We start from the raw sequence: 22,180 nt of genomic DNA on the forward strand, positions 1-22,180 counted from the left end.
TGCCGTGTTCGAGAGATTCACAGATCGTGCCCGCCGAGTTGTTGTGCTGGCCCAGGAAGAAGCGCGCCTGCTCCACCACAACTACATCGGCACCGAGCACATCCTGCTGGGCCTGATCCACGAGGGCGAGGGCGTGGCGGCCAAATCGCTGGAGTCGCTGGGCATCTCCCTGGAGGCGGTGCGCAACCAGGTTGAGGAGATCATCGGCCAGGGCGGGTCGTCGCCCTCGGGCCACATCCCGTTCACCCCCCGGGCCAAGAAGGTGCTGGAGCTGTCGCTGCGGGAGGCATTGCAGCTCGGCCACAACTACATCGGCACCGAGCACATCCTGCTGGGCCTGATCCGAGAGGGCGAGGGGGTTGCCGCCCAGGTGCTGGTGAAGCTGGGTGCCGACCTTTCGCGCGTCCGCCAACAGGTGATCCAGCTCTTGTCGGGCTACGGCGGTCCTCAGGGCTCGGGTTCGTCGGATAAGGCCACCACCTCTCCCGGCGACCGCGGCGAGACTGGATCAGGCTCGCTTGTGCTCGACCAGTTCGGTCGCAACCTCACCAAGCTGGCCAAAGACAGCGGGCTCGACCCGGTGATCGGCCGCCAGCGGGAGACCGAGCGGGTGATGCAGGTGCTGTCTCGGCGCACCAAGAACAACCCGGTGCTGGTGGGCGAGCCCGGTGTGGGCAAGACCGCCATTGTGGAGGGCCTGGCCCAGAAGATCGCGGCCGACGACGTGCCCGAGACCATCCGAAACAAGCAGCTCTACACCCTGGATCTGGGCGCGCTGGTGGCCGGGTCTCGCTATCGGGGTGATTTCGAGGAGCGCCTCAAGAAGGTGCTCAAGGAGATCAAGACCCGGGGCGACATCATCTTGTTCATCGACGAGCTGCACACCCTGGTGGGTGCGGGTGCGGCTGAGGGGGCCATCGACGCCGCCTCCATCCTCAAGCCCATGCTGGCCCGGGGCGAGCTCCAGACCATCGGGGCCACCACCCTGGATGAGTACCGCAAGCACTTGGAGAAGGACTCCGCGCTGGAGCGCCGGTTCCAGCCGGTGAAGGTGGACGAGCCCACCATCGCCCACACCATCGAGATCCTCAAGGGGCTGAGAGACCGCTACGAGGCCCACCACCGGGTGACCATCACCGATCAGGCGCTCGTGGCATCGGCCAACCTGGCCGACCGCTACATCTCCGACCGCCACCTTCCCGACAAGGCCATCGACCTCATTGACGAGGCCGGCTCCCGCCTGCGCATCAAGCGGATGGACACCCCCACCGAGTACATGGACTTCGAGACCCAGCTCTCCCAGGTTGTGGCCCAGAAGAAGAGCGCGGTGGAGCACCAGGACTTCGAAGAGGCCGGACGGCTGCGAGACCAGGAGAAGGAGCTGCTGGCCGGCAAGGAGCAGATGGAAGAGGAGATCCGGGCCAAGGGCGTGGACCTGTTCGACGAGGTGGACGAGGAGGCGGTGGCCGAGGTGCTGTCCATCTGGACCGGCATTCCCGTGTACAAGCTCACCGAGGAGGAGACGGCCAAGCTCCTGCGCATGGAAGACGAGCTGCACAAGCGGGTTGTGGGCCAAGAAGACTCCATCAAGGCGGTGTCGCAGGCCATCCGCCGCACCCGGGCCGGGCTCAAAGACCCCAAGCGGCCCAGCGGGTCGTTCATCTTCTTGGGCCCGTCGGGAGTGGGCAAGACCGAGCTGGCCAAGACGCTGGCCGAGTTCCTGTTCGGCGACGAGCAGGCGCTCATCGCCCTGGACATGTCGGAGTACATGGAGAAGCACACCGTCAGCCGGCTGGTGGGCTCGCCTCCGGGCTACGTCGGCTATGAGGAGGGCGGGCAGCTCACCGAGGCGGTGCGCCGCAAGCCGTTCTCGGTGGTCCTGTTCGACGAGATCGAAAAGGCCCATCCCGATGTGTTCAACACCCTTTTGCAGATCCTAGAAGAGGGCCGCCTCACCGACAGCCAGGGCCGGTCGGTGGACTTCCGCAACACCGTGCTCATCATGACCTCCAACCTGGGCACCCAGAACCTGCGCAAGGCCAACCTGGGGTTCACCAAGGCTGATGAGGCCATCACCTATGAGCGCATGAAGGAGAAGGTCACCGATGCGCTCAAAGACCACTTCCGCCCCGAGTTCTTGAACCGCATCGATGAGGTCATCGTGTTCCACGAGCTCACTCGGGAAGAGGTGACCCGGATCGTCGACTTGATGATCAAGCGGTTGCAAAACCAGCTCGAAGCCCAGGGCATCGGACTGGAGCTCACCGATTCGGCCAAGGTGCTGCTGGCCCTTCGGGGCTACGACCCCACGTTGGGGGCTCGACCTCTGCGCCGGGCCATCCAGCGGCTGGTGGAAGACCCGCTGTCGGAGCGGCTCTTGTGGAAGGAGTTCCGGGCCGGCGAGACGATTCTGGTGGACGCTGAAGACGACCCCGACGAGCCCGGCGCGGAGCGGATCCGGTTCCAGGCGGTTGAGGGGTTCGAACCACCCCCGGTGGAAGAACTGGCTGGCGCATAATCGACATGCCCGGAGGGGTTGGCAGGGGGGCTGCGAGGCGGCGGGCTAGCCTGCCCTCAATGGTCAGCAGGCTTAAGCGATTGCGCACAGCAGTGCCTCTGCTGGCGCTGGTTCTCGCGCTGACCGCTTGCCAGGTGGACATCGAGGTGGGCATCGGCTTCAACGAGGACGGCTCCGGGGTGGTCACGGTAGACGTGGCGCTCGACCAGGAGGCCATGGCGCAGACCGACGACATCACATCGCTGCTATTGACCGAGGACATCGAAAACCCGGCTTCGGGCTGGTCGTACAACGACCCCCGCATCGACGATGAGGGCCGCACAAGCTTCTCCGCCTCAAAGCCCTTCGGGTCGATCCACCAACTCGAGTCGGTGCTGGCCGAGATCTTCGGTTCAGAAGAGGTATTCCGCGACTTCACGTTTGAGCGCGACACCTCCTTTGCCCAGACCGACTATCGGGTGACCGGCGTGGTGGACCTGTCAGACGGACTCGACCTGTTCACCGATCCCGAGCTCACCGATCGACTGGGGGGCGAGCCTTTCGGCGAGCCGATACCCGATGTGGCGGCTGCACTGGCGGGGGTGACGGTGCGAGTTGTTCTGGATCTGCCGGTGGGCGCGGAGGAGCAGGTGGAATTGCAGCTCGGGCAGGGTGCAGAGAGAATCGAGATGACGGCCCAAGAGGAGAGCGTTACCGCGGTGACCCTGCGGTGGGTGGCCTGGGCCGCGTTTGCGCTGGTGGGCCTGTCGGTGCTGATCGCGGTGGCCGGGTATCTTCTGGAGCGCAGGGCCCGAGACCGCAGCACCGATCCAACCCTCACTCAGGAGTCGATGATTCGGGCCACAGGACCCACTGCGGCACAGCCTCCCCAGAGGCGGCTGCGGCTGGTGGTGCTGAACCCCCTCGGGGTGCTGTTCGAGCCGATCGAGGAGCCGGCCCGGCTTCTGGCTTCTTTCGCGGCTGAAAGAGGACTTGAAGTGGATGAGGAGGATGTGGAGCAGCTCCACCACCAGGCGGCACTCGGCCGGATATCCCCGGTGGAATTGTGGACCGGGATCGGTTTGGACGACGACCCCGACGAGCTCACCGAGCAGTTCTTGGACCAGTACACCGTGCGATCCGGGGTTCGGGACTTCATGGCTGAGATGGGTCGCCGGGACCTGCCGGTGGCCTGTTTGACCAATGACATCGCCTCGTGGTCGACCGAGCTGAGAGACAGGCACGACATCACCGGCATTGACACTTGGATCGTGAGCAGCGAAGTCGGCGTGTGCTTGCCCGCTCCCGGAATCTACGAGGCCCTGCGCCGGACAACGTCGGTTCCCTACGAGAACGCGCTGCTGGTGGATGTGAGGGTTGAGAGTCTCGACGCCGCCCAAGCATTGGGGATGTCCACCGCCCTTCTGGCCGATGCTCGCCCCAAAGAGGGCGAGGCCCCGGGCCACGCGGTGGTGACGGGCTTCTCCGACTTCTTCCGTCGCCGGCCCCGGTCCTGACTCGGAGCCCGGTCGGCTAGCTGAGAATCTGGGCGGCCTGCACCGCGAAGTAGGTCAAGATGACGTCGGCGCCGGCTCGACGGATGCCGCACAGGGTCTCGGTGATGATGGCCTGCTCGTCCAGCCATCCCGATGCTGCGGCCGCTTTGACCATGAGGTACTCGCCGCTCACCTGGTAGGCGGCCACTGGCACCACTGAGGCATCGGCGAAGCGCCTCACCACGTCCAAATAAGGACCGGCTGGCTTGACCATGACCATGTCGGCGCCCTCGGCGATGTCCAACTCCATCTCCCGCAGGGCCTCGCGGCTGTTGGCCGGGTCCATCTGATAGGTCTTCTTGTCGCCGGAGCGGGGCGCCGAGTCGAGCGCTCCCCGGAACGGCCCGAAGAACGAGGAGGCGTACTTGGCGGTATAGGCGCAGATGCCCACCTCGGTGTGCCCATGGTGGTCGAGCGTCTCTCGAATGGCTCCTACCCGGCCGTCCATCATGTCGCTGGGGGCCACGATGTCGGCCCCGGCGTCGGCGTGGGTCAGAGCCTGGCGGCACAGCACCTCGACGGTCTCGTCGTTGACGATGGTGCCGTCGGGGGCCACGATGCCGTCGTGGCCGTCGCTGTTGTAGGGGTCGAGGGCTACATCAGTCATCACCACCGTGTCGGGGTGGTGGGCCTTGATGGCCCCGATGGTCTGGGGGATGAGCCCATCGGGGTTCCACGCCTCATCGCCGGCCGGGGTCTTCAATTCGTCGGGGGCGGCCTCGAACAGCACCACCGCCCGGACCCCCAGATCAGCGGCCCGTCCAACCTCGCCCACCAGACCGTCGACGCTCCAGCGGTGTATGCCGGGCATCGAGTCGATGGGCTCGTCGGGGCCCCGGTGTACGAACAGGGGCAGCACGAAATGGGCTGGGCTGAGCTCGGTCTCGCGCACCATGTCGCGAATGGCCGCGGTGCGCCGGTTGCGCCGGGGCCGAGCCGTGAGCTCCAAATGCGGATGCGCCATGCCTCTATGCTCCCATCTATGGCCGGGTTGCGGCTAAACAAGAGTTCGCAAACCAAGTGCTCGCGGCGGGCTAGACCTTCTTTGTGTCCGGTTGGTGGGCTAAACAAGGGCTATGCGCATCGAGTTGTCGACGGGAACGCCGGCTGAGCTGGTCCCAGTCGCCGATGCCGACCGGGGACTGGTGCTGATTCCAGATCTGATGGGGCTGCGGCCTCTTTTCGACGACCATGTGGCCCGCCTTGCCGCTGAGCAGGGCTGGACGGTGTGCGCCCCCCAGGTTTTTGCCGGTCGAGAACACTTGGTGGCCGAGGAGCGGATGGCCGCGGTTTGCGAGTTGGTGGACGACGAGGTGCTGGCCGACGTGCTGGCTGCGGCCGACGCCACCGAGTGCGAAACGGTGGTGCTCACCGGGTTCTGCATGGGCGGCATGTACGCCATCAAGGCCGCAGCCACCGGGCGGTTCCACCGGGCGGCCGCCTTCTACGGGATGATCCGCCTGCCCGAGCACTGGAAGGGCCCTGGCCAGGGGGAGCCGCTCGATCTGTTGGCCGCAGGAGAGCCGTGCCCGCTCTTGGCGATCATCGGCACCGAAGACCCGTTCACGCCGCCCGACGACGTGGCCGCACTGGGGGCGGCTGGTGCGGTGGTCGCGTCCTATGAGGGGGCCGATCACGGTTTTGTCCATGATCCGGTCCGCCTCGCCCACCGGCCCGATGATGCGGCCGACGCCTGGGCTCGGGTCATCGAGTTCCTGAGCGAGTAGAGGCCCGGCGGCGATGACGGACCGGCCCTCGGTTTGGACGGTGATCGTGGCCGCCGGCTCGGGCACCCGTTTCGGGGGCGCCAAGCAGTACCTGGAATTGGCCGGCGCCCGGGTACTGGACCGCAGCGTGGCAGTAGCCGCCCAGGTGAGCGACGGGGTGGTGGTGGTGGTTCCTGGCGGGGACGTAGAAGCCGAATCGGCCCGGTTGGCCGCCAGCGCAGTGGTGGCCGGTGGGGCGAGCCGGGCCGCTTCGGTGCGCAATGGGCTTGAGGCGGTGCCCGACGATGCGGCCATCATCTGCGTCCACGACGCCGCCCGGCCCCTGGCCGGTGCCGACGTCTATGAGCGGGTGGTGGAGGAGGTGCGCTCAGGGGCGGCCGGTGCGGTGCCGGTGATGCCGGTAACCGATACCATCCGCAGGGTGGACGGGGGAGTGGTGGATCGCAGCACCCTGCAAGCCGTGCAGACCCCGCAGGCCTTCCGGGCCGAGCTGTTGCGGGCGGCCCACGCCGATGCTGCCGATGCCACCGACGATGCCAGCTTGGTGGAGGCAGCCGGCTATGCCGTATTTGCAGTGGAGGGCCATCCCCGCAATATCAAGATCACTCATCCCGACGATTTGGCCGCCGCCGAGGCATGGTTGGCGACATGAGCGGGGAGATGCGAGTCGGCCACGGGTTCGATACCCACCGGTTCAGCGACGACCCCGACCGGGTATTGATCTTGGGCGGGGTGCGGTTTGAGGGAGTCCCGGGTCTGGTGGGCCACAGCGACGGCGATGCCGTGGCCCACGCGGTGACCGACGCCCTGTTGAGCGCAGCGGGCTTGGGTGACATCGGCGTGCTCTTCCCCGACACCGACGACAAGTGGGCCGGTGCCGACAGCATTGGATTGCTGGCCGATACAGTGGCCCGGTTGGGCGACGCCGGTTGGCGGGTGGTGAACGCCGACTGCACGGTGGTGGCCGAGTCCCCCCGGATAGCCCCCCGGCGGGATGAGATGCAAACCCGGCTCAGCGACGTGGTCGGGGCCCCGGTCATGGTGAAAGGCAAGCGGGCCGAGGCGATGGGAGCGCTGGGGCGGGGTGAGGGCTTGGCTTGCTGGGCGGTGGCCCTCATCGAGCGCCAGTGAGCGCGCAAGGACCGAGGGGCGGCAACCGGCGAGGTCGGGGCGGGGGCCCCAACAGGGGTGCCAACAAAGGCCAGGGCAAGGGCCGGCCCCCAGGCGACCATCAGCGCAGCCGCCGCCAACAGGCCGGCTTGGGTGGCGACCGGGTGGAGGGCCGCCAGGCAGTGCGAGAGCTTCTGCTGGCAGGCACCCGTCCGGTGCGAGAGGTGGTAGTGGCCGCGGGGCAGAACCCCACCGGCGCTCTAGCCCAAGTGCTGGAGTTGGCCGCCGAGCTGCGGGTGCCCGTCAAAGAGGTGGCCCGCTCCAAATTTGAGTCGATGGCCAACACCGAGGTCCCTCAAGGGGTGATTGCTCGGGCCGCCCCCCTGGCCGAGCACGATTTGGAGGAGTTGGCCCGTCCCTCCGATGGCCGCCCCCCGTTCTTGCTGGTGCTCGACGGTGTCACCGATCCGGGCAACGTAGGGGCCGCCCTGCGCACCGCCGAATGCGCCGGAGTCACTGGCGCGGTGCTGGGGCGCCACCGCTCGGCCCACATCACCCCCGCCGCGGCCAAAGCAGCCGCCGGGGCCATCGAGCACGTGCCCATGGCGGTCGTGCCCGGCATCCCCAACGCGCTGGCCCGCCTGGGAGAGCTCGGCGTATGGACGGTGGGCCTAGATGTCGCCGCCCCCACCACGGTCTACGAGATAAGCGTGGCCTCCGAAGCAGTAGCCCTCGTGGTGGGCAGCGAAGGCCGAGGCCTCTCCCGCCTAACCCGCCAACGCTGCGACGTAGTGGCCGCTATCCCCCTAAAAGGACACCTAGCCTCCCTAAACGCCGCCGCCGCCGTAGCCATAGGCACCTTCGAAGTAGCCCGCCACCGCCAGGGTGCCTAAAGCGCATGAATATCAATCAATGTGACGTATTTTTAGTGATTGACAATTTCTGAGACTTTATGTAGCATCATCGTATGGGAACTTTTGCTCTGCCGATTCGAGTTGCCAGCATGGACGGCGGGGAGTCCAAGGAGATCGAGGCGATCGTGGACACCGGCGCTGCCTACACCACCCTGCCCGGTCGGCTGCTACACGAGATGGGAGTAGAGCCCATTGGCCAGCGCCGATTCCTTTTGGCCGACGGCCGACGGGCGATCATGGAATACGGACGAGCATGGGTGACTGTGGAAGAAGAGAGCGAGGTGACCCTCGTTGTCTTCGGCGAAGACAACGGCCCGGCGTTGCTTGGTGCCTACACCCTCGAGGGCCTAGCCCTCGCCGTCGACCCGGTCGAACAACAGCTAGTGCCCACCCAACTCATCTTGTACCAAATGGCCAGCTGACCGAACCGTCGAAGCCAACTCCTCCACTGTCACACCTTGGTCCTACAGTGGATGGCATGGCTGACAAGTCGGCGATCGAGTGGACCGAGGCAACGTGGAACCCCACGACCGGTTGCGACCGCACATCCCCAGGGTGCGATAACTGCTATGCGCTCACGCTGTCGAAACGGCTCAAGGCGATGGGCTCGTCAAAGTACCAGCTCGATGGCGACCCGAGGACGAGTGGACCAGGCTTCAGGCTCACGCTCCATCCCTCATCGCTCGATATACCTCGTCGTTGGAGCGCACCGAGGCTCGTCTTCGTGAACTCGATGAGCGATCTCTTTCACGAGGACGTTCCACTCGAGTTCATCAAGCAGGTCTTTGATGTGATCCGAGAAACGCCTCAGCACAAGTACCAGGTGCTCACCAAGCGAGCACAGCGGCTGAGCCGCATAGCAGGTGAGTTCGACTGGCCGCCGAATCTATGGATGGGAGTCAGCGTGGAGTCTCGCCGGTATGCCTTCCGCATCGATCACCTTCGTAAGGTTCCGGCAGCAGTGCGTTTCGTAAGCGCCGAACCTCTTCTCGGCCCTCTCGGCGCACTCGACCTGGAGGGCATCCAGTGGCTAATCGCCGGCGGCGAATCTGGTGCGAACGCGCGGCCCATGGAGCCAGCTTGGGCTACCGAGCTTCGCGATACCTGCACCTCGGCGGGCGTTGCGTTCTTCTTCAAGCAATGGGGAGGCAGAACCCCCAAGGCCGGCGGCCGAGAACTGGAGGGCGAAGTATGGGACCAGCTCCCGGAGGAGGCGGCGGCCTGACCCTATGGCCGTTCCAACTGGGATCCTCTGGGAGCGTGACCCCCACACGGCAGCAAAACACACGTTGCTGCGCCGGTACATGCAAGCGTGGTTTCCCATCATGGCAAGGCAGTTTCACGATGTCGGGATTACGTTCTTCGACGGCTTCGCTGGTCCAGGGGAGTACACCAACGCCCAAGACAGTTCGCCCGCGATCGCGGTGGAACAAGCGCTGCGGAGCGAGGTGACGCGCTGGGGTACTCAGACGCGGCTCGTCTTCATCGAGGATCACCGCGGACGCGCTGAGCACCTTGAGAAACTTCTTGACGCTCAGTTCCCGCTTCCAAGTAGTCCATCCGACTTGGTGATGCGCGTCCATCGTGGCAAGTGCGGCGACCTCTTTGAGCAGGCGATTGCCGAAGTAGGTGGGTGGGCTGGACCAGTGTTTGCCAATCTCGACGGCTGGGGTGTCGATACCGACTATGAGATTGTGCGGCGGATCGCCCAACAACAATCATCTGAAGTGCTCGTTACATTTGAGGATCAGTTCTTCATCCGCTTCGCCGACGGTGAACAGGAAGCAGGCGAACGTGTTTTTGGGCACAGCGATTGGCGGAGGGTTAGTCAGCTGCCGACTGATGAGAAGAAGTCGTTCCTCTTGGGTCTGTACCGTCAGGGTCTTCACTCTGCTGGCTTTCCGTACGTTCTGACATTCGAGATGATCGACGAAGGCGGGCATTCCCTGCATCTCTTCTTCGGGACCACGAATAAGGTCGCCGTGGAGAAGTTCAAGGACGGGTTGTGGGAGGTCGACGGTGTCTCCGGTCAGCGATTCCGAGATCCGCGTGATCCCAACCAGATGTCTTTCGACATTCTGCACCCAGACTTCACCCCTTTAGAAATTCGTATCCTGAAACTGCTCGGTGAGCGCGACCACAGCATGGCAGAGCTCCGCGAGGACGCCCTCCTGGAGACGATCTACAAAAGGGCCCACGTCAAACCCGCCGTGGACCGGCTGTTGGCGCAGCACAAAGTGGTTCAGGTGCGCACCGGCCGTTCCTATGCGGATCGCGTGTTCAGCTTGGCGGACGAACAACTGTTCTAGGGCATCCACCGCAGATCGCAACTTCGAGGTAGGCCGCCACCGCCAGCCCGACCGTTAGGTTTGGGGTGGGGCGATGGTGTCGGCGATGAGGGTTTGAACTACGGCGTGGAGCGCTTCTTCGTTGGTGGCGCCGTTTCCTATTGCCTCGCGGTAGACGGCCAGTTGGCGGTCGGCTGAGGTGCCCCGTTCGCAGATGGTGCGGGTGTGCTCGATTTGCGACACGCAGTCCAGGGCATCGGCGTCGGGCCTGACCAATTCGATCATTTCCTCCACCAGGTCGGGCACCGGCACCATCTCGCCTTTGCCGAAGTCGATGAGGCGGTCGGTGATTCCGTAGCGTTCGGCCCGCCACAGGTTCTCTGCCACGAGGAAGTTGGCGTAGCTGCGCCACCGGCGATTCTCCAGCTTGAGCCTCCACAGCATCCGCAGCAAACAGACGTACATGGCGGCGACGGCAACCGTGTCCTCCATCCTCGTGGGCAGGTCGGTGACCCGCATCTCCAGAGTGGGGTAGCGCTCCGACGGGCGGATGTCCCACCAAACCTTGGTGGAGTCCTCGATGACCCCGGCCTGCACCAGCACGTCTACATGGCGCCGGTACTCGGCCCACGAGTCGAACTTCTCCGGCAGCCCCGTGCGGGGCAGCGACCGGAACACCGCCATGCGGTAGCTCTTTAGGCCGGTGTTGCGGCCCTCCCAGAACGGCGATGAGGTGGAAAGGGCCAGCAGGTGGGGCAGGAAGTAGGAGACCTGGTTCATCAGGTCTATCCGTAGGTCGGGGTCTTCGATGCCGACGTGGACGTGCAGGCCGGAGATGACCAGCCCGCGGGACACGCCTTGGAGATCTTCAGCCAAAGCCCGATAGCGCTCTCCTTCGGTCACCTTCTGCTCGTGCGGGCGAGCGAACGGGTGGGATGAGGCCGCGATGGGCGCCAGCCCGTATTCGGCCGCGGCCTCGGTAACCGCAAGGCGCAGGAGTCCGATGTCGGCCCGCAGGTGCTTGAAGTCGGTGCAGATGCCGGTGCCGATCTCGAGCTGCGAGCTGAACAGCTCCCTGGCGACGAGACCGTGGTGCAGGTTGGTCACCATTTCCTGGATTCCGGGCGGCTGCTCGGTGATGAGCTCCCCGCTCTCCCGCTCAACAAGGAGGTACTCCTCCTCTATCCCGATCGACCAGGCCGGTTCCTCTGCCACTGGCACTCCTCTCCGACAACAACGCTGAGGCTAGACGGCGATGGCGTCGAGCACCTCCAACCGCCCGACCCGGCAGACCGGGCTCACCTCCTGCACCGCCTACGATGTGGAGTACCAAGCCCGAGGCACCGCGTTGTGGACATCGACGGCAGCCGATCACCCACCACCAGCCTGACCGCCAACAGCGTGGACGGCACCAGGGGTTTCCAGCCCGACGAGTGCGACGGGAGCGTCAGATCTCGTAGCTGTCCTCGAACTGGGCCGGGATCAGGTCCTCGTACATGTCAGGGTCAGGTGGATACACGCCCATCTTGCCATTACGGCGGTACACCACCCCTGTGCCTGTCTGGTAGGCCTTGAGATGGGCGTCCTTAGCCGCCATCCGCAGCGCCTCCAATACGTCCTCCAGCCACTCGTCGTCACGCGGCGAACCATGCTGACCGTTTACTTGGACTTGTCCGGGTTCGGTGACCACTGAGAACTCACCCCCGCTCGACGACTCTGGGAACAAGACCATTGTTGTCGAAGAGAATCCAGTCATCAACCCTATCGGCATACAGTTTGCGCAGGTTCTTGAGACCGGCGTCGAATCGGCGCCGCACAGCTTCGTCGGGAACGTGATGGCCGCCCTGACCGACCCGCTGCCGGACCCGCTCAATGGCATCCTCGGGAGATCGCAACGAAAGGAACAGAAGAATCACCTGGTAGCCGCTGCCCCGCCACTTGTCGATCCGACGCAGATAGCCGCGCCCGGCCAGGGTTGTCTCGAATGCGAAGCTGCGACCCTCCGCCGCGAGCCCGTCGATCTCGGCCAGCATCAGCCGGCCCGCGGCCACATCGGCATTGCGCCCTCCGACAGGTGCGAGGCCGGACGCGATGAGGTCGGCATTCACGAACGGCAGACCTTGATCCTTGATGCGCAAATATCTGAACGCGAAGGTCGTCTTTCCGGCGCCGTTCGGGCCGGCGATGATCAGAACTTCCTTGTTTGCCATGCGAATGGAATCGCGAGGGCGCGAGCCTGTCTGTGACATCACAAAGAGCCCGAGACAGGAATCGAACCTGCGACCTGCTGTTTACAAGACAGCTGCTCTGCCGACTGAGCTACTCGGGCGTTGAGTTGTCGAGAGCTTGGGAAAGCTACTCGGGCGTTGAATTGGGAGGCTCCTCGGACCTCCATTCAAGAGCATAAGGGGTGCGGTTTGGGGAGGGTGCTTGAATAGCGCCTAGTGGTGGGTAACGCTTGTGGAATGGCTCTCACGAGAAGAGATCGGGCGATCTTGGATTTTGAGCGCACCTGGTGGCAGGAGACCGGGTCGAAGGAGGCTGCGATCCGCGAGCGCTTCGAGCTTTCCACAACCCGGTACTATCAGCTGCTGAACGAACTATTGGAAGAGGCAGATGCAATGGCGTACGACCCCATGGTCGTGCGGCGTCTGCGGCGATTGCGCGATCGCCGCAGACGGTCGAAGTTCGGCCAGCCCTCGGTTGGCCGCCAACCGTCGCCGTAACAGTCCGGAGCCAGAGGCACTATGGAGTCGAACCGAGCCCCCAACAATCAGATGGCCCTCAAGGGGGTTGTGTTGGTTCTTGCCCTGATTGCCGCAGGCGCCTTCGTGCTGGCCCGCGGCCTCGATGACGAAGACGACTCCGAGCCGGCCGCGGCCCAGCCGACGCCTACGGCGACGATGGAGGCAGAGGAGATTCCAGAACCGGTCGAGACCCCGTCGGGGGATGGCGAAGCAGCCCCCGCCCCGGCACCCGCCCCCGAGGAGACCGAGGAGGCGACCGCCCCGCCCGCTGATGAGCCCCAGGAGACTGCTCCCGCACAGGAGGAGGAACTGGAGTGCCGCGATCCGTCCACCATCAGCGTTATGGTGGCCAACGGCACCGACGTCGGAGGGGCAGCCGGTCGTCTCTCGGGTGAGTTGAACACTGCCAACTACATAACGCTGCCCCCCCGGAACGCCACTCCCCAGGTGAACTCGGCCTTCTACTATCGAGCCGGCTATGAGGTGGACGCCCAGTGCGTCGCCAAGCTGCTGGGCGAAAGCGAGAAGCCGCTCTTTCCGATGCCCGATCCTCCTCCAGGGGGCATCACCATCGATACCTTGGGCAACGCCTACGTCCTGGTTCTGATCGGACCCGACAGCCTCGCCCAGCGCCCCGGCTAGCTGGTTGAATGCACATCGTTGCCGCCCCCGACAAGTTCCGGGGGACGGCCACTGCCGCCCAAGTTGCCCGGGCAATTGTCCTGGCTGCCGAGCAGTCGGGGGCCACTGCCGATGCCGCCCCGATGGCCGACGGAGGCGAGGGCACGCTGGAGGTTGTGGGCGGGGCCAACCGGACCACCACCGTGACGGGTCCGTTGGGCGATTCGGTGGAGGCCTCGTGGCGCCTCCATCGCCATACCGCGGTGATTGAGATGGCTCAAGCGTCGGGGCTGGCCTTGGTGGGCGGGGCCGAGGGGAACGATCCCCTGGGGGCCACCACCTATGGAACCGGGGAGCTCATCGAGGCTGCGTTGGAGCGCGGCGCCCGGCGGGTGCTGGTGGGCGTGGGGGGCTCGGCCACCACAGATGGAGGCTTGGGCGCGCTGCGAGCGCTGTACCCGACGCAACGGCTGAAGGGAGTGGATCTGGCCGTGGCCTGTGACGTGAGAACCCGCTTCACCGATGCCGCGGAGCTGTTCGGGCCCCAGAAGGGGGCCAGTGCATCTCAGGTGGAGCTGCTGCGCCGACGCCTGGAGCGGCTCAGCCAGGTATACGCAGAGACCTACGGCGTCGAAGTGGGCGGTTTGGAAGGCTCGGGGGCGGCGGGCGGTCTGGCCGGAGGCTTGGCGTGCGTGGGCGCCGAGCTGTGCAACGGCTTTGAGCTGTTGGCCGAAGAGGTTGACCTCTACGACCGCATCGAGCAGGCCGATTTGGTGGTCACCGGCGAGGGTGCCCTGGATGCCACATCGCTTCAGGGGAAGGTGGTGGGCGGGGTGGGCGAGATGGCGGCGGCTGCGGGGGTGCCGGTGCTGACCATCGTCGGACGGGTAGACGGGGAAGCCGCCCCGGCCTGTGGAGAGCTCGTCAGCCTCAGCGAGCGGTTCGGGGTCGAGGAGGCCATGTCCGACACGGTCGGGTTGGTGGGCAGGGTGGTTCTGGAGCACTTGGGCCCGTAGCGGGGCAGGGTGGTTCTGGAGCACTTGGGCCCGTAGCGGGGCAGGGTGGTTCTGGAGCACTTGGGCCCGTAGCCGGGCAGGGTGGTTCTGGAGCACTTGGGCCCGTAGCCGGGCAGGGCGGTCAGCGCGCCTGGCGGAAGTAGCCGGTGACCTCCACGAGGGGAGGGCGCTCCTGCATGGTGATCTCGGTGTCGCCGAATCCAGGGCGACGCAGCGTGATCGCAGTATTCACCAAAGTGCGGTCGGCCCGGTGCAGGGCCACCTGCATGACCTCGGTGGCTTGGGACGAGAGCTCGTGCAGGGGCCGATTGCGGTGGACGCGGGTGCCCAGATCAACCTGGGCGATGGCGTTGTAGCCCGCCAACCGGCAAACGTCGATGAGCAGCCCCATCTCCACCCCATACCCCTGGACGAACGGCACCCGCTCCAGGATCTCCCTCCTCCCGGCGTACTCCCCGGCCAGAGGCTGGATGATGTCGACGAGTTCCGGGAACAGCAGTGCGATGAGCGGCCGGGCCACCAGCTCTGTGGTGCGGCCCCCACCCCGCTGGTCGGCCCCCACCGGGCGGTGGTAGAAGCCCTTGCAGTATCCGATGGTGTCGTCGATGAGCAATGGCCCCAGCAGGCCAGTAATGAAATGGGCGCCGAAGTTGGCCACGTCGCTGTCGCACCACACCACGATGTCGCCAGTGGATATGTAGAGCGACTTCCACAGCGTCTCGCCCTTGCCGGGCTGGTCGCCCAAGTGGTCGAGCACGTCGGAGCAAGCCACCACCGTGGCCCCCGCGTCCTTGGCCACCGCGGCGGTGCGGTCGGTGGAGTGGTCGTCCATCACGATCACCTCGTCCACCAAGCCCAGCTTGTCCATGAGCTCGTTGCGGACCACTTCCACGATGGCGCCCACCGTGGCCTCCTCGTTGCGGGCGGGCAGACAGACCGACACTGTCGTCGATCCTTTCTGTTCGACGAGGTCGGCAGCCGTGAACTCCCCCGCGGCGAATCTCCGCCGCCCGGTCACACTGACTCCCGATTCACGAGTCGTTTCCTGGGCTGCATCCGAATAGCATCATGGCCCATGAGCGTGACCGTCCGGATACCGACCACCCTTCGTCCCCTGGCCGGAGGGGCCAGCGAGGTCACCGTGGACGGCGACACCGTCCGCGACGTGATCGCATCGCTGGACGCCACCCATCCCGGTTTCATGGACCGCCTCATTGACGAGGGGGGTGGCTTGCACCGATACGTCAACGTTTTCGTAGACGACGACGACGTGCGTTTCGCCGATGGTCTGGCCACCTCCGTGCCGGACGGCCAGACGGTTGCCATCGTGCCCGCGGTGGCTGGCGGCTGATTTCTCACTACTCAGAGTTTGGCGTTTCGCGCCCCCCTCGGTAACCTTTAGCAGTCTCATACCGAGAGTGCTAAAACTCGGCGGGAAGCCGATGGTACAAGAGGGAGTGTTCGAGGATGCCCAAGATCATCTCATTTGATGAGCAGGCCCGGCGCGCGCTGGAGTCGGGAATGAACCAGCTGGCCGACGCTGTGCGGGTCACGCTCGGCCCCAAGGGCCGCAACGTGGTTCTGGAGAAGAAGTGGGGCGCTCCCACGATCACCAACGACGGCGTGTCCATCGCCAAAGAGATCGAACTGGAGGACCCCTACGAGAAGATCGGCGCCGAGCTGGTCAAAGAGGTGGCCAAGAAGACCGATGACGTGGCCGGCGACGGAACCACCACCGCCACTGTGCTGGCCTGGTCGATGGTGCGCGAGGGGCTGCGGAACGTGGCCGCCGGAGCCAATCCCATGTCCATCAAAAAGGGCATCGAAGCCGGGGTGGAGGCCGCAGTCGAGGCCATCCACTCGCAGTCGGTGGACGTGTCCTCCGACAAGGGCCAGATCTCCAACGTGGCCGCCATCTCCGCCGCCGACTCCGAGATCGGCGAGCTGATCTCCGAGGCCATCGACAAGGTGGGCAAAGACGGCGTGGTCACCGTGGAGGAGTCGCAGACCTTCGGCCTGGAGCTGGACTTCACCGAGGGCATGCGCTTCGACAAGGGCTACATCTCCCCCTACTTCGTGACCGACGCCGAGCGGATGGAAGCCGTGCTGGACGAGCCCTACATCCTGTTCGTGGGCTCGAAGATCACCGCCGTGCGCGACATCGTGCCGGTGCTGGAGAAGGTGATGCAGGCGGGCAAGCCGCTGTTGATCATCGCTGAGGATGTGGAGGGCGAGGCCCTGGCCACCCTGGTGGTGAACAAGATTCGCGGCACCTTCAACTCCACCGCGGTGAAGGCCCCGGGCTTCGGCGACCGCCGCAAGGCCATGCTCCAAGACATGGCCATCTTGACCGCCGGCCAGGTGATCAGCGAAGAGGTGGGCCTCAAGCTGGAGAACACCACGCTCGACCTGCTGGGCCGGGCCCGCAAGATTGTCATCACCAAGGACGAGACCACGATCGTGGAGGGTGCCGGCGACCGCAGCGATGTGGAGGGCCGGATTTCCCAGATCAAGGGCGAGATCGACAACACCGACTCCGACTACGACCGGGAGAAGCTGCAAGAGCGCCTGGCCAAGCTGTCGGGCGGTGTGGCCGTGCTGAAGGTGGGTGCCGCCACCGAGGTGGAGCTCAAGGAGAAGAAGCACCGCATCGAGGATGCGGTCAGCACCACCAAGGCGGCTATCGAAGAGGGCGTGGTGGCCGGCGGGGGCGTCACCCTGCTGCGGGCCCAAGACGCGGTACACAGTGCAGCCGACAGCCTGTCGGCCGACGATGAGGCCACCGGGGCTCGCATCGTGGCCAAGGCTCTGGAAGGCCCGCTGGCCCAGATCGCGGTCAACGCCGGCCTCGAGGGCGGCGTGATCGTGGAGCGGGTCCGCAATCTGGAGGGCAACTCCGGGCTGAACGCGGCCACCGGCGAGTACGAAGACCTGCTCACGGCCGGGATCATCGATGCGGCCAAGGTCACCCGCTCGGCGCTCCAGAACGCCGGCTCCATCGCCGGTCTGTTCTTGACCACTGAGGCCGTCGTGGCCGACAAGCCCGATGAGAACGGCGGGATGCCTGGCGGCATGCCCGACATGGACTTCTAAGCCCGGGAACACAGGCAACGGCGGTAACGTCGTTGTATGGCCGAGCTTCATCCGGTGTGCGCGCCGCTGGCGTTCCTGTTGGGAACATGGCAGGGCACCGGCACGGGGGTGTATCCAACCATTGACGGCTTCTCGTATGCCGAGGAGGTTTCCTTCACCCACGCGGGCAAGCCGTTTGTGGCCTACACGCAGAAGACCAAAGACACCGGCTCCGGGCTTCCCCTGCACGCGGAGGCCGGGTATCTGCGTCCCCAAGAAGGCGGACGAGTCGAGTTGGTTCTGGTGCAGCCGTCGGGCATCGCCGAGCTGCTGGAAGGAACAGTCCAGTATCAAGACATCCAGCTGGCGTCCACTGCGGTGCTGGGCACCGGCTCCGCCAAGCCGGTGACTGCCACCGAGCGGCGCTTCTGGGTGGAAGGCGAGGTGTTGCACTCCTCGGTGGCCATGGCGGCCATGGGACTGGACCTCCAGCACCACGTAGTTTCTGAGATGTATCGGCTGTCATGACCCGGGGGCGATCCCAGCGGGTACTGGTGCGCCACTGGGACGGGAGCGAAGAGCACCGCCGCCCCGACGACCTGGTGGTGGAGGAGCCGCTCACCGTCCAGCTCGACAACGTGACTGTCACTACTACCATGCGTACCCCAGGGCACGACTTCGAGCTGGCCGCCGGGTTCTGCTTCACCGAGGGGCTCCTGGGCAATGCCTCGGTAACCTCCATCCGCTACTGCGCCACCGAGCCGGTTGCCGACACCGAGTTCAACCTGGTGACGGTGGAGACCGACGGCGCCCCCCCGGCCACCCCTCGTCTAGGGCTCACCACCTCATCATGCGGGCTGTGCGGGGCGGAGAGCATTGAGTTGCTGCGGGAACGGCTGAGCCCGCTGCCGCCCTGCGAAACGCCCATATCCGCCGATGTCTTGGCTGAAGTCCCCGAACGGGTTCGGGCCTTTCAAGACCTGTTCGGCGCCACCGGGGGAGTCCACGCCGCGGCCGCTTTCACGGTCGATGGCCAGCCCACCCTGGTGCGCGAGGACATCGGTCGCCACAACGCGGTGGACAAGGTGGTGGGCCGGATGCTGCTGGACGACGACCTGCCCGCCAGCGGGCTGGGGCTGTTTGTGAGCGGCCGGGCGTCGTTCGAGATGGTGCAGAAGGCGTGGGCCGCGGGATTCGCCGTGTTGGTGGCGGTGAGCGCCCCCTCGGCCCTGGCGGTGGAAACGGCGGCGGCGGCCGGTTTGGGCCTGGCCGGGTTCGTGCGCGACGGCCAACTCAACTTCTACTCCCCGCCTGCGTAAGAATCCTGGGCATGCGCCCCCTGCCCAAGCTCACGCCCGAGAACGAGTTCTTCTGGACCGCTGGGGCCGACGGCGTGCTGCGCTTCCAGTACTGCGGGGCCTGCGACCGCTACCTCCATCCCCCCGGAGTGCTGTGCCCGGAAGGCGGGGAGGCGCCCGAGATCAGGGAGGTGTCGGGGCGGGCCACAGTGGTGGGGTTGACCGTGAACTACCAGCCGTGGCTGCCCGACATGGAGGTGCCCTATGTGATCGGGTTGGTGGCCATCGAGGAGGATCCCTTGGTGCGACTCACCACCCTCATCGTGGACGCCGAGCCCGAAGACGTGGTGATCGGCCTGCCGGTGTCGGTGCGCTTCGAGCAGCACAAGGACGTGTGGCTGCCGGTTTTCGCCCCCACCGGCGAGCCGCCGGTTGAGGCGGACGAGTACGCCGAGCCCGCCCCTGCCCCGGTGCGGGCCATGCCTGTTTCCGACAAGTTCGAGTCGAAGGTGGCCATTACCGGGATCGGGCTCTCAGAGGTGGGTCGGCGGCTGGGCCGCGACCCCATGGGCCTGGCAGTAGAGGCCTGCCAAGCGGCGGTGGCCGACGCCGGGCTCACCGTGGACGACATCGACGGCCTGTCCACCTATCCCGGCGGCAGCGCCAAAGACGGCGGCCACTCCGAAGGGGGCATCTACCCGGTGGCCGACGCCCTGGGCATCGCCCCCACCTGGTTCTGCGGCACCATGGAGACCCCCGGCCAGAGCGGCGCGGTGGTCAACGCCATGCTGGCGGTGGCGGCGGGGCTGTGCCGCCATGTGCTGTGCTTTCGCACTGTGTGGGAGACCACGTCGATTGCCTGGGGCAATCGCCAGAACACCGGGGTGGGCGGCGGTGCCCGCATCTCCGGGGAGATGGAGTGGCGGCTGCCCTATGGCGCCATGTCGGCGGGCAACTGGATCGCGCTCATGGCCAGCCACTACTTCCACCGCTACGGTGCCACCCGGGAGCAGCTGGGGTGGATTCCGGTGACCGAGCGGGCCGGCGCGGCCCACAACCCGGTGGCCATCTACCAGGAGCCGATGACCATCGACGACTACTTGGACGCCCGCATGATCACCACACCGTTCGGCTTGTTCGACTGCGATGTGCCCTGCGACGGCTCCACCGCCCTGGTGGTGTCGGCAGTGGACGCGGCGTCCGACGGCCCCCACCGCCCGGTGCTGGTGGAAGCGGTGGGCACTCAGATGCGCGAGCGGATGTCATGGGACCAGGGGACGCTGCTGCACGAGCCCATGGTGGACGGCCCCTCGGCCCACCTGTGGAGCCGCACCGACTTGAAGCCGGCCGACGTGGACGTGGCCCTGCTCTACGACGGATTCAGCTTCAATGCCCTGTCGTGGCTGGAGGGTCTGGGCTTTTGCGGCAAGGGCGAAGGGGCGGCATTCGTGGAGGGCGGCACCCGCATCGCCCGCGGCGGGGAGATCCCGCTCAACCCCCACGGGGGCCAGCTCTCGGCGGGGCGGCTGCACGGCTACGGGTTCCTGCACGAGGCGGTAACCCAGCTCCGGGGCCACGGCGGGGGCCGGCAGGTGGACGACGCCGAGGTGGCGGTGGTCAGCACCGGCGGCGGCCATCCCGGCGGCGCCTTCCTCTTCACGCGAAGCTGATCTGCATTTCTGGCAACGCCTCGGGCAGTTCCGCGTTCCTCTTCGTTCGAGATTGATCCGGTCTGCTAGAAGTGGGCCATGGCTGCATACATCATCGTCAACTATCAGGTGGACAACCCCGAGCTCTATGGGGAGTACATGCAGGGCGCGGCCGGCGCCCTGGGCATCGGCGACGGCGCTGAACTGGTTGCCTTCGACACCGAGTCGGAGGTGGTCGAGGGCGACACCGCCGGCCACCAGACGGTGGTGATCAAGTTCGACTCCAAGGAGAAGGCCCGCGAGGTGTGGGAATCCGAGGGATACCAGGCGGTGGTCGGCAAGCGCCACGACGCCACCAGCCGCCATTTCGCTGTGCTGGTGAACGGCTTCGGCGACTGACCATGCACCAGTGAGGGACATGCGACGACGGCTCGTCGGGGCTGTTGCCATCCTCCTGGCTGCGGGGCTGATCAGCTCGGCCTGCGGCAGTTCTGACAGTTCAAGCGAGGAGCGAGCCCCGGCTGGGCCACAAGAGGTGCCGCAGTCTGGCGGGGCCGCGGAATTCTTGGCCGATGCCCCTGAACTGGTGATCGGTGTCGTGCTGCCGGAGACAGGATCACTCAGCTTCCTGTACCTGCCTGAGATCACCGGCGTGCGTCTCGGAGTGGAAGACGTGCGGGCCGCCGGTGGCCGAGTAGAGATTCTGGCCGGCGACTCGGGCACCGATCCCGATATCGCCATAGAAACCGTCAACCGGCTGCTGGGCGAGGGTGCCCACGCAATCATCGGGGCAGCAGCCTCGGGAGTGTCCCAGGGGATAATCCAAACCCTCTATGAATCCCAGATCGCCCAGTGTGCGGCGTCGAACACGTCGGCAGCCTTCAGCACCCAGCAGAACGCCGAGTTCTTCTTTCGCACGGTTACGACCACGAGAGCCGACGCTCCGGTCATCGCCGACAACATCGCACGCGGCGGTGGGACGAATGTGGCCATCTTGGCGCGGGGCGATGACTGGGGGCAGTCGCTGTCGGAACTGCTGGCCGAGAGCCTGGAAGAGCTGAACGTGGCCTCTGAAGTGGTGGTTTTCTCCCAGGATGCGGTCAACTTCCAGGACATCGCAGAGTCGGTGCACTCTATGGGGGCCGATACCGTCGTCATTCTCGCGTTTGCGGAGGGAGCGCAGATCTTGCGGAGTCTGCTGGAGGCCGGCATTCCACCCCGCGCGATGCACGGTGGCGGGGGCATGTTCGATGTGGAGCTCCCGTCAATCGTGAGCCCGGGCAATCCGGAGCTGCTCGACGGGTTCACGGTGTATGCCGCCTCGGGCAGCATTGAGTTCAACGAGAGGCTGTCGGAACTCGTCGACGGGAACGTGGTCTTCGGCGGCCAGGCATACGACTGCGTCGTTGTGCTGGCTCTGGCCTCGCTGGCCGCAGGCTCGACGGAGGGCCCGGACATTCTCGCCGAAGTGCAGAACGTTACCCGCTATGGCACGAAGTGCTTTGGCTACGGCGAGTGCGCTGCTCTGATGGCAGAGGGAGTAGACATTGACTATGACGGAGTGTCGGGGCCGCTGGACCTCGACGAGGTTGGCGACATCTCGGTGGGACGCTTCGGCATTGCCCAAGTGCGCGACGGCGCCCTCCAAGTGGTCAGAATCCAAGACATCGATGTGCCTTAGGATG

General features: G+C 65.8%; 25 protein-coding genes and 1 tRNA gene. 20 read left to right on the plus strand and 6 right to left on the minus strand.

The features are described 5' to 3' along the window. Positions 1-4 precede the first annotated feature (4 nt). Entirely contained in the window at positions 5-2,518 is a 2,514-nt protein-coding gene (locus ACOQPI_RS05075; protein WP_420618608.1) for an ATP-dependent Clp protease ATP-binding subunit, read from the plus strand. Between the two features lie 59 nt (positions 2,519-2,577). Further along, the gene (locus ACOQPI_RS05080) at positions 2,578-4,014 is read left to right on the plus strand and encodes a hypothetical protein (protein WP_420618609.1); all 1,437 of its coding nucleotides are present in this window, start codon (positions 2,578-2,580) and stop codon (positions 4,012-4,014) included. Between the two features lie 16 nt (positions 4,015-4,030). On the opposite strand, the gene hemB is transcribed toward ACOQPI_RS05080, so the two are convergent. Continuing rightward, positions 4,031-5,017: a porphobilinogen synthase gene (hemB, locus tag ACOQPI_RS05085; RefSeq protein ID WP_420618610.1), complete on the minus strand. Its 987-nt coding sequence runs from the start codon at positions 5,015-5,017 to the stop codon at positions 4,031-4,033. Positions 5,018-5,129: 112 nt separating this feature from the next. On the opposite strand from hemB, the gene ACOQPI_RS05090 reads away from it, so the two are divergent. The 7 genes from ACOQPI_RS05090 (at position 5,130) to tcmP (ending at position 10,113) form a co-directional block, all read left to right on the plus strand. After that, positions 5,130-5,780: a dienelactone hydrolase family protein gene (locus tag ACOQPI_RS05090; protein ID WP_420618611.1), complete on the plus strand. Its 651-nt coding sequence runs from the start codon at positions 5,130-5,132 to the stop codon at positions 5,778-5,780. Positions 5,781-5,793: 13 nt separating this feature from the next. Next, positions 5,794-6,432, plus strand: a complete 639-nt coding sequence (gene ispD, locus ACOQPI_RS05095) for a 2-C-methyl-D-erythritol 4-phosphate cytidylyltransferase (protein ID WP_420618612.1) — start codon at positions 5,794-5,796, stop codon at positions 6,430-6,432. After that, the gene (gene ispF / locus ACOQPI_RS05100; RefSeq protein WP_420618613.1) at positions 6,429-6,911 is read left to right on the plus strand and encodes a 2-C-methyl-D-erythritol 2,4-cyclodiphosphate synthase; all 483 of its coding nucleotides are present in this window, start codon (positions 6,429-6,431) and stop codon (positions 6,909-6,911) included. Before ispD ends, ispF begins: the two co-directional genes overlap by 4 nt. After that, positions 6,908-7,783: a 23S rRNA (guanosine(2251)-2'-O)-methyltransferase RlmB gene (gene rlmB, locus ACOQPI_RS05105; RefSeq protein WP_420618614.1), complete on the plus strand. Its 876-nt coding sequence runs from the start codon at positions 6,908-6,910 to the stop codon at positions 7,781-7,783. The genes ispF and rlmB overlap by 4 nt, the downstream gene beginning before the upstream one ends. 74 nt (positions 7,784-7,857) lie before the next feature. After that, a complete protein-coding gene (locus ACOQPI_RS05110; protein WP_420618615.1) occupies positions 7,858-8,226 on the plus strand; it encodes an aspartyl protease family protein in 369 nt (122 codons plus the stop codon). 56 nt (positions 8,227-8,282) lie between these two features. Continuing rightward, positions 8,283-9,029 carry a DUF5131 family protein gene (locus tag ACOQPI_RS05115; RefSeq protein WP_420618616.1) on the plus strand — a complete coding sequence of 249 codons (747 nt, stop codon included), beginning with the start codon at positions 8,283-8,285 and terminating at the stop codon, positions 9,027-9,029. Positions 9,030-9,033: 4 nt separating this feature from the next. Further along, positions 9,034-10,113: a three-Cys-motif partner protein TcmP gene (gene tcmP, locus ACOQPI_RS05120; RefSeq protein ID WP_420618617.1), complete on the plus strand. Its 1,080-nt coding sequence runs from the start codon at positions 9,034-9,036 to the stop codon at positions 10,111-10,113. A 54-nt stretch (positions 10,114-10,167) separates the two neighbouring features. Here tcmP and ACOQPI_RS05125 read toward each other — a convergent pair whose 3' ends face one another. Then, positions 10,168-11,307: a carboxylate-amine ligase gene (locus ACOQPI_RS05125; protein ID WP_420618618.1), complete on the minus strand. Its 1,140-nt coding sequence runs from the start codon at positions 11,305-11,307 to the stop codon at positions 10,168-10,170. A gap of 40 nt (positions 11,308-11,347) precedes the next feature. On the opposite strand from ACOQPI_RS05125, the gene ACOQPI_RS05130 reads away from it, so the two are divergent. Continuing rightward, positions 11,348-11,482 (plus strand): hypothetical protein, encoded by a 135-nt coding sequence (locus ACOQPI_RS05130; protein ID WP_420618619.1) that lies wholly within the window; start codon positions 11,348-11,350, stop codon positions 11,480-11,482. A 57-nt stretch (positions 11,483-11,539) separates the two neighbouring features. Here the strand turns inward: ACOQPI_RS05130 and ACOQPI_RS05135 are convergent, their stop codons facing one another. From ACOQPI_RS05135 to ACOQPI_RS05145, 3 genes are all read right to left on the minus strand, one after another. Beyond that, positions 11,540-11,824: a hypothetical protein gene (locus ACOQPI_RS05135; RefSeq protein WP_420621072.1), complete on the minus strand. Its 285-nt coding sequence runs from the start codon at positions 11,822-11,824 to the stop codon at positions 11,540-11,542. Further along, positions 11,790-12,302, minus strand: coding sequence for an AAA family ATPase (locus ACOQPI_RS05140; RefSeq protein WP_420618620.1), 513 nt, complete (start codon positions 12,300-12,302; stop codon positions 11,790-11,792). The genes ACOQPI_RS05135 and ACOQPI_RS05140 overlap by 35 nt, the downstream gene beginning before the upstream one ends. 46 nt (positions 12,303-12,348) lie before the next feature. Next, positions 12,349-12,421, minus strand: a tRNA-Thr gene (locus ACOQPI_RS05145). Between the two features lie 136 nt (positions 12,422-12,557). Here ACOQPI_RS05145 and ACOQPI_RS05150 point away from each other — a divergent pair. Genes ACOQPI_RS05150 through ACOQPI_RS05160 form a run of 3 tightly spaced genes read left to right on the plus strand, consistent with a single transcriptional unit; the run spans position 12,558 to position 14,476 of the window. Next, positions 12,558-12,818: a DUF3263 domain-containing protein gene (locus ACOQPI_RS05150; RefSeq protein WP_420618621.1), complete on the plus strand. Its 261-nt coding sequence runs from the start codon at positions 12,558-12,560 to the stop codon at positions 12,816-12,818. A 21-nt stretch (positions 12,819-12,839) separates the two neighbouring features. After that, on the plus strand, positions 12,840-13,481 hold the full coding sequence (locus tag ACOQPI_RS05155; protein ID WP_420618622.1) for a LytR C-terminal domain-containing protein: 642 nt from the start codon (positions 12,840-12,842) through the stop codon (positions 13,479-13,481). 8 nt (positions 13,482-13,489) lie between these two features. Continuing rightward, entirely contained in the window at positions 13,490-14,476 is a 987-nt protein-coding gene (locus ACOQPI_RS05160; RefSeq protein WP_420618623.1) for a glycerate kinase, read from the plus strand. A 121-nt stretch (positions 14,477-14,597) separates the two neighbouring features. Here the strand turns inward: ACOQPI_RS05160 and ACOQPI_RS05165 are convergent, their stop codons facing one another. Continuing rightward, complete coding sequence (locus tag ACOQPI_RS05165) at positions 14,598-15,494, minus strand: glucosyl-3-phosphoglycerate synthase (RefSeq protein WP_420618624.1); 897 nt, start codon at positions 15,492-15,494, stop codon at positions 14,598-14,600. Positions 15,495-15,551: 57 nt separating this feature from the next. Between ACOQPI_RS05165 and ACOQPI_RS05170 the strand changes: the two genes are divergently transcribed. From ACOQPI_RS05170 to ACOQPI_RS05200, 7 genes are all read left to right on the plus strand, one after another. After that, positions 15,552-15,827 (plus strand): ubiquitin-like small modifier protein 1, encoded by a 276-nt coding sequence (locus ACOQPI_RS05170; RefSeq protein ID WP_420618625.1) that lies wholly within the window; start codon positions 15,552-15,554, stop codon positions 15,825-15,827. 116 nt (positions 15,828-15,943) lie between these two features. After that, complete coding sequence (gene groL / locus ACOQPI_RS05175) at positions 15,944-17,569, plus strand: chaperonin GroEL (protein ID WP_420618626.1); 1,626 nt, start codon at positions 15,944-15,946, stop codon at positions 17,567-17,569. A gap of 36 nt (positions 17,570-17,605) precedes the next feature. Next, the gene (locus ACOQPI_RS05180) at positions 17,606-18,076 is read left to right on the plus strand and encodes an FABP family protein (protein ID WP_420618627.1); all 471 of its coding nucleotides are present in this window, start codon (positions 17,606-17,608) and stop codon (positions 18,074-18,076) included. Beyond that, the gene (locus tag ACOQPI_RS05185) at positions 18,073-18,867 is read left to right on the plus strand and encodes a formate dehydrogenase accessory sulfurtransferase FdhD (RefSeq protein WP_420618628.1); all 795 of its coding nucleotides are present in this window, start codon (positions 18,073-18,075) and stop codon (positions 18,865-18,867) included. Before ACOQPI_RS05180 ends, ACOQPI_RS05185 begins: the two co-directional genes overlap by 4 nt. An 11-nt stretch (positions 18,868-18,878) precedes the next feature. Continuing rightward, positions 18,879-20,516, plus strand: a complete 1,638-nt coding sequence (locus ACOQPI_RS05190) for a thiolase C-terminal domain-containing protein (protein ID WP_420618629.1) — start codon at positions 18,879-18,881, stop codon at positions 20,514-20,516. A gap of 78 nt (positions 20,517-20,594) precedes the next feature. Further along, the gene (locus ACOQPI_RS05195) at positions 20,595-20,894 is read left to right on the plus strand and encodes a DUF1330 domain-containing protein (protein ID WP_420618630.1); all 300 of its coding nucleotides are present in this window, start codon (positions 20,595-20,597) and stop codon (positions 20,892-20,894) included. 19 nt (positions 20,895-20,913) lie between these two features. Further along, a complete protein-coding gene (locus tag ACOQPI_RS05200) occupies positions 20,914-22,176 on the plus strand; it encodes an ABC transporter substrate-binding protein (RefSeq protein ID WP_420618631.1) in 1,263 nt (420 codons plus the stop codon). Positions 22,177-22,180: the final 4 nt, after the last annotated feature.

Source organism: Candidatus Poriferisocius sp. (genome assembly GCF_965219815.1).
Taxonomy (GTDB): domain Bacteria; phylum Actinomycetota; class Acidimicrobiia; order Acidimicrobiales; family Bin134; genus Poriferisocius.

What these genes read in the sequence shown, in the direction of transcription:
- ispF (WP_420618613.1), top strand. Translation starts at nt 6,429, where the DNA reads ATGAGCGGGGAGATGCGAGTCGGCCACGGGTTCGATACCCACCGGTTC.
- hemB (WP_420618610.1), bottom strand. Translation starts at nt 5,017, where the DNA reads ATGGCGCATCCGCATTTGGAGCTCACGGCTCGGCCCCGGCGCAACCGG.
- ACOQPI_RS05195 (WP_420618630.1), top strand. Translation starts at nt 20,595, where the DNA reads ATGGCTGCATACATCATCGTCAACTATCAGGTGGACAACCCCGAGCTC.
- ACOQPI_RS05190 (WP_420618629.1), top strand. Translation starts at nt 18,879, where the DNA reads ATGCGCCCCCTGCCCAAGCTCACGCCCGAGAACGAGTTCTTCTGGACC.
- ACOQPI_RS05080 (WP_420618609.1), top strand. Translation starts at nt 2,578, where the DNA reads ATGGTCAGCAGGCTTAAGCGATTGCGCACAGCAGTGCCTCTGCTGGCG.
- ACOQPI_RS05110 (WP_420618615.1), top strand. Translation starts at nt 7,858, where the DNA reads ATGGGAACTTTTGCTCTGCCGATTCGAGTTGCCAGCATGGACGGCGGG.
- ispD (WP_420618612.1), top strand. Translation starts at nt 5,794, where the DNA reads ATGACGGACCGGCCCTCGGTTTGGACGGTGATCGTGGCCGCCGGCTCG.
- ACOQPI_RS05200 (WP_420618631.1), top strand. Translation starts at nt 20,914, where the DNA reads ATGCGACGACGGCTCGTCGGGGCTGTTGCCATCCTCCTGGCTGCGGGG.
- ACOQPI_RS05170 (WP_420618625.1), top strand. Translation starts at nt 15,552, where the DNA reads ATGAGCGTGACCGTCCGGATACCGACCACCCTTCGTCCCCTGGCCGGA.
- ACOQPI_RS05140 (WP_420618620.1), bottom strand. Translation starts at nt 12,302, where the DNA reads ATGGCAAACAAGGAAGTTCTGATCATCGCCGGCCCGAACGGCGCCGGA.
- ACOQPI_RS05115 (WP_420618616.1), top strand. Translation starts at nt 8,283, where the DNA reads ATGGCTGACAAGTCGGCGATCGAGTGGACCGAGGCAACGTGGAACCCC.
- ACOQPI_RS05185 (WP_420618628.1), top strand. Translation starts at nt 18,073, where the DNA reads ATGACCCGGGGGCGATCCCAGCGGGTACTGGTGCGCCACTGGGACGGG.
- tcmP (WP_420618617.1), top strand. Translation starts at nt 9,034, where the DNA reads ATGGCCGTTCCAACTGGGATCCTCTGGGAGCGTGACCCCCACACGGCA.
- ACOQPI_RS05160 (WP_420618623.1), top strand. Translation starts at nt 13,490, where the DNA reads ATGCACATCGTTGCCGCCCCCGACAAGTTCCGGGGGACGGCCACTGCC.
- ACOQPI_RS05135 (WP_420621072.1), bottom strand. Translation starts at nt 11,824, where the DNA reads ATGGTCTTGTTCCCAGAGTCGTCGAGCGGGGGTGAGTTCTCAGTGGTC.
- ACOQPI_RS05090 (WP_420618611.1), top strand. Translation starts at nt 5,130, where the DNA reads ATGCGCATCGAGTTGTCGACGGGAACGCCGGCTGAGCTGGTCCCAGTC.
- ACOQPI_RS05150 (WP_420618621.1), top strand. Translation starts at nt 12,558, where the DNA reads ATGGCTCTCACGAGAAGAGATCGGGCGATCTTGGATTTTGAGCGCACC.
- ACOQPI_RS05180 (WP_420618627.1), top strand. Translation starts at nt 17,606, where the DNA reads ATGGCCGAGCTTCATCCGGTGTGCGCGCCGCTGGCGTTCCTGTTGGGA.
- ACOQPI_RS05155 (WP_420618622.1), top strand. Translation starts at nt 12,840, where the DNA reads ATGGAGTCGAACCGAGCCCCCAACAATCAGATGGCCCTCAAGGGGGTT.
- groL (WP_420618626.1), top strand. Translation starts at nt 15,944, where the DNA reads ATGCCCAAGATCATCTCATTTGATGAGCAGGCCCGGCGCGCGCTGGAG.
- ACOQPI_RS05130 (WP_420618619.1), top strand. Translation starts at nt 11,348, where the DNA reads ATGGCGTCGAGCACCTCCAACCGCCCGACCCGGCAGACCGGGCTCACC.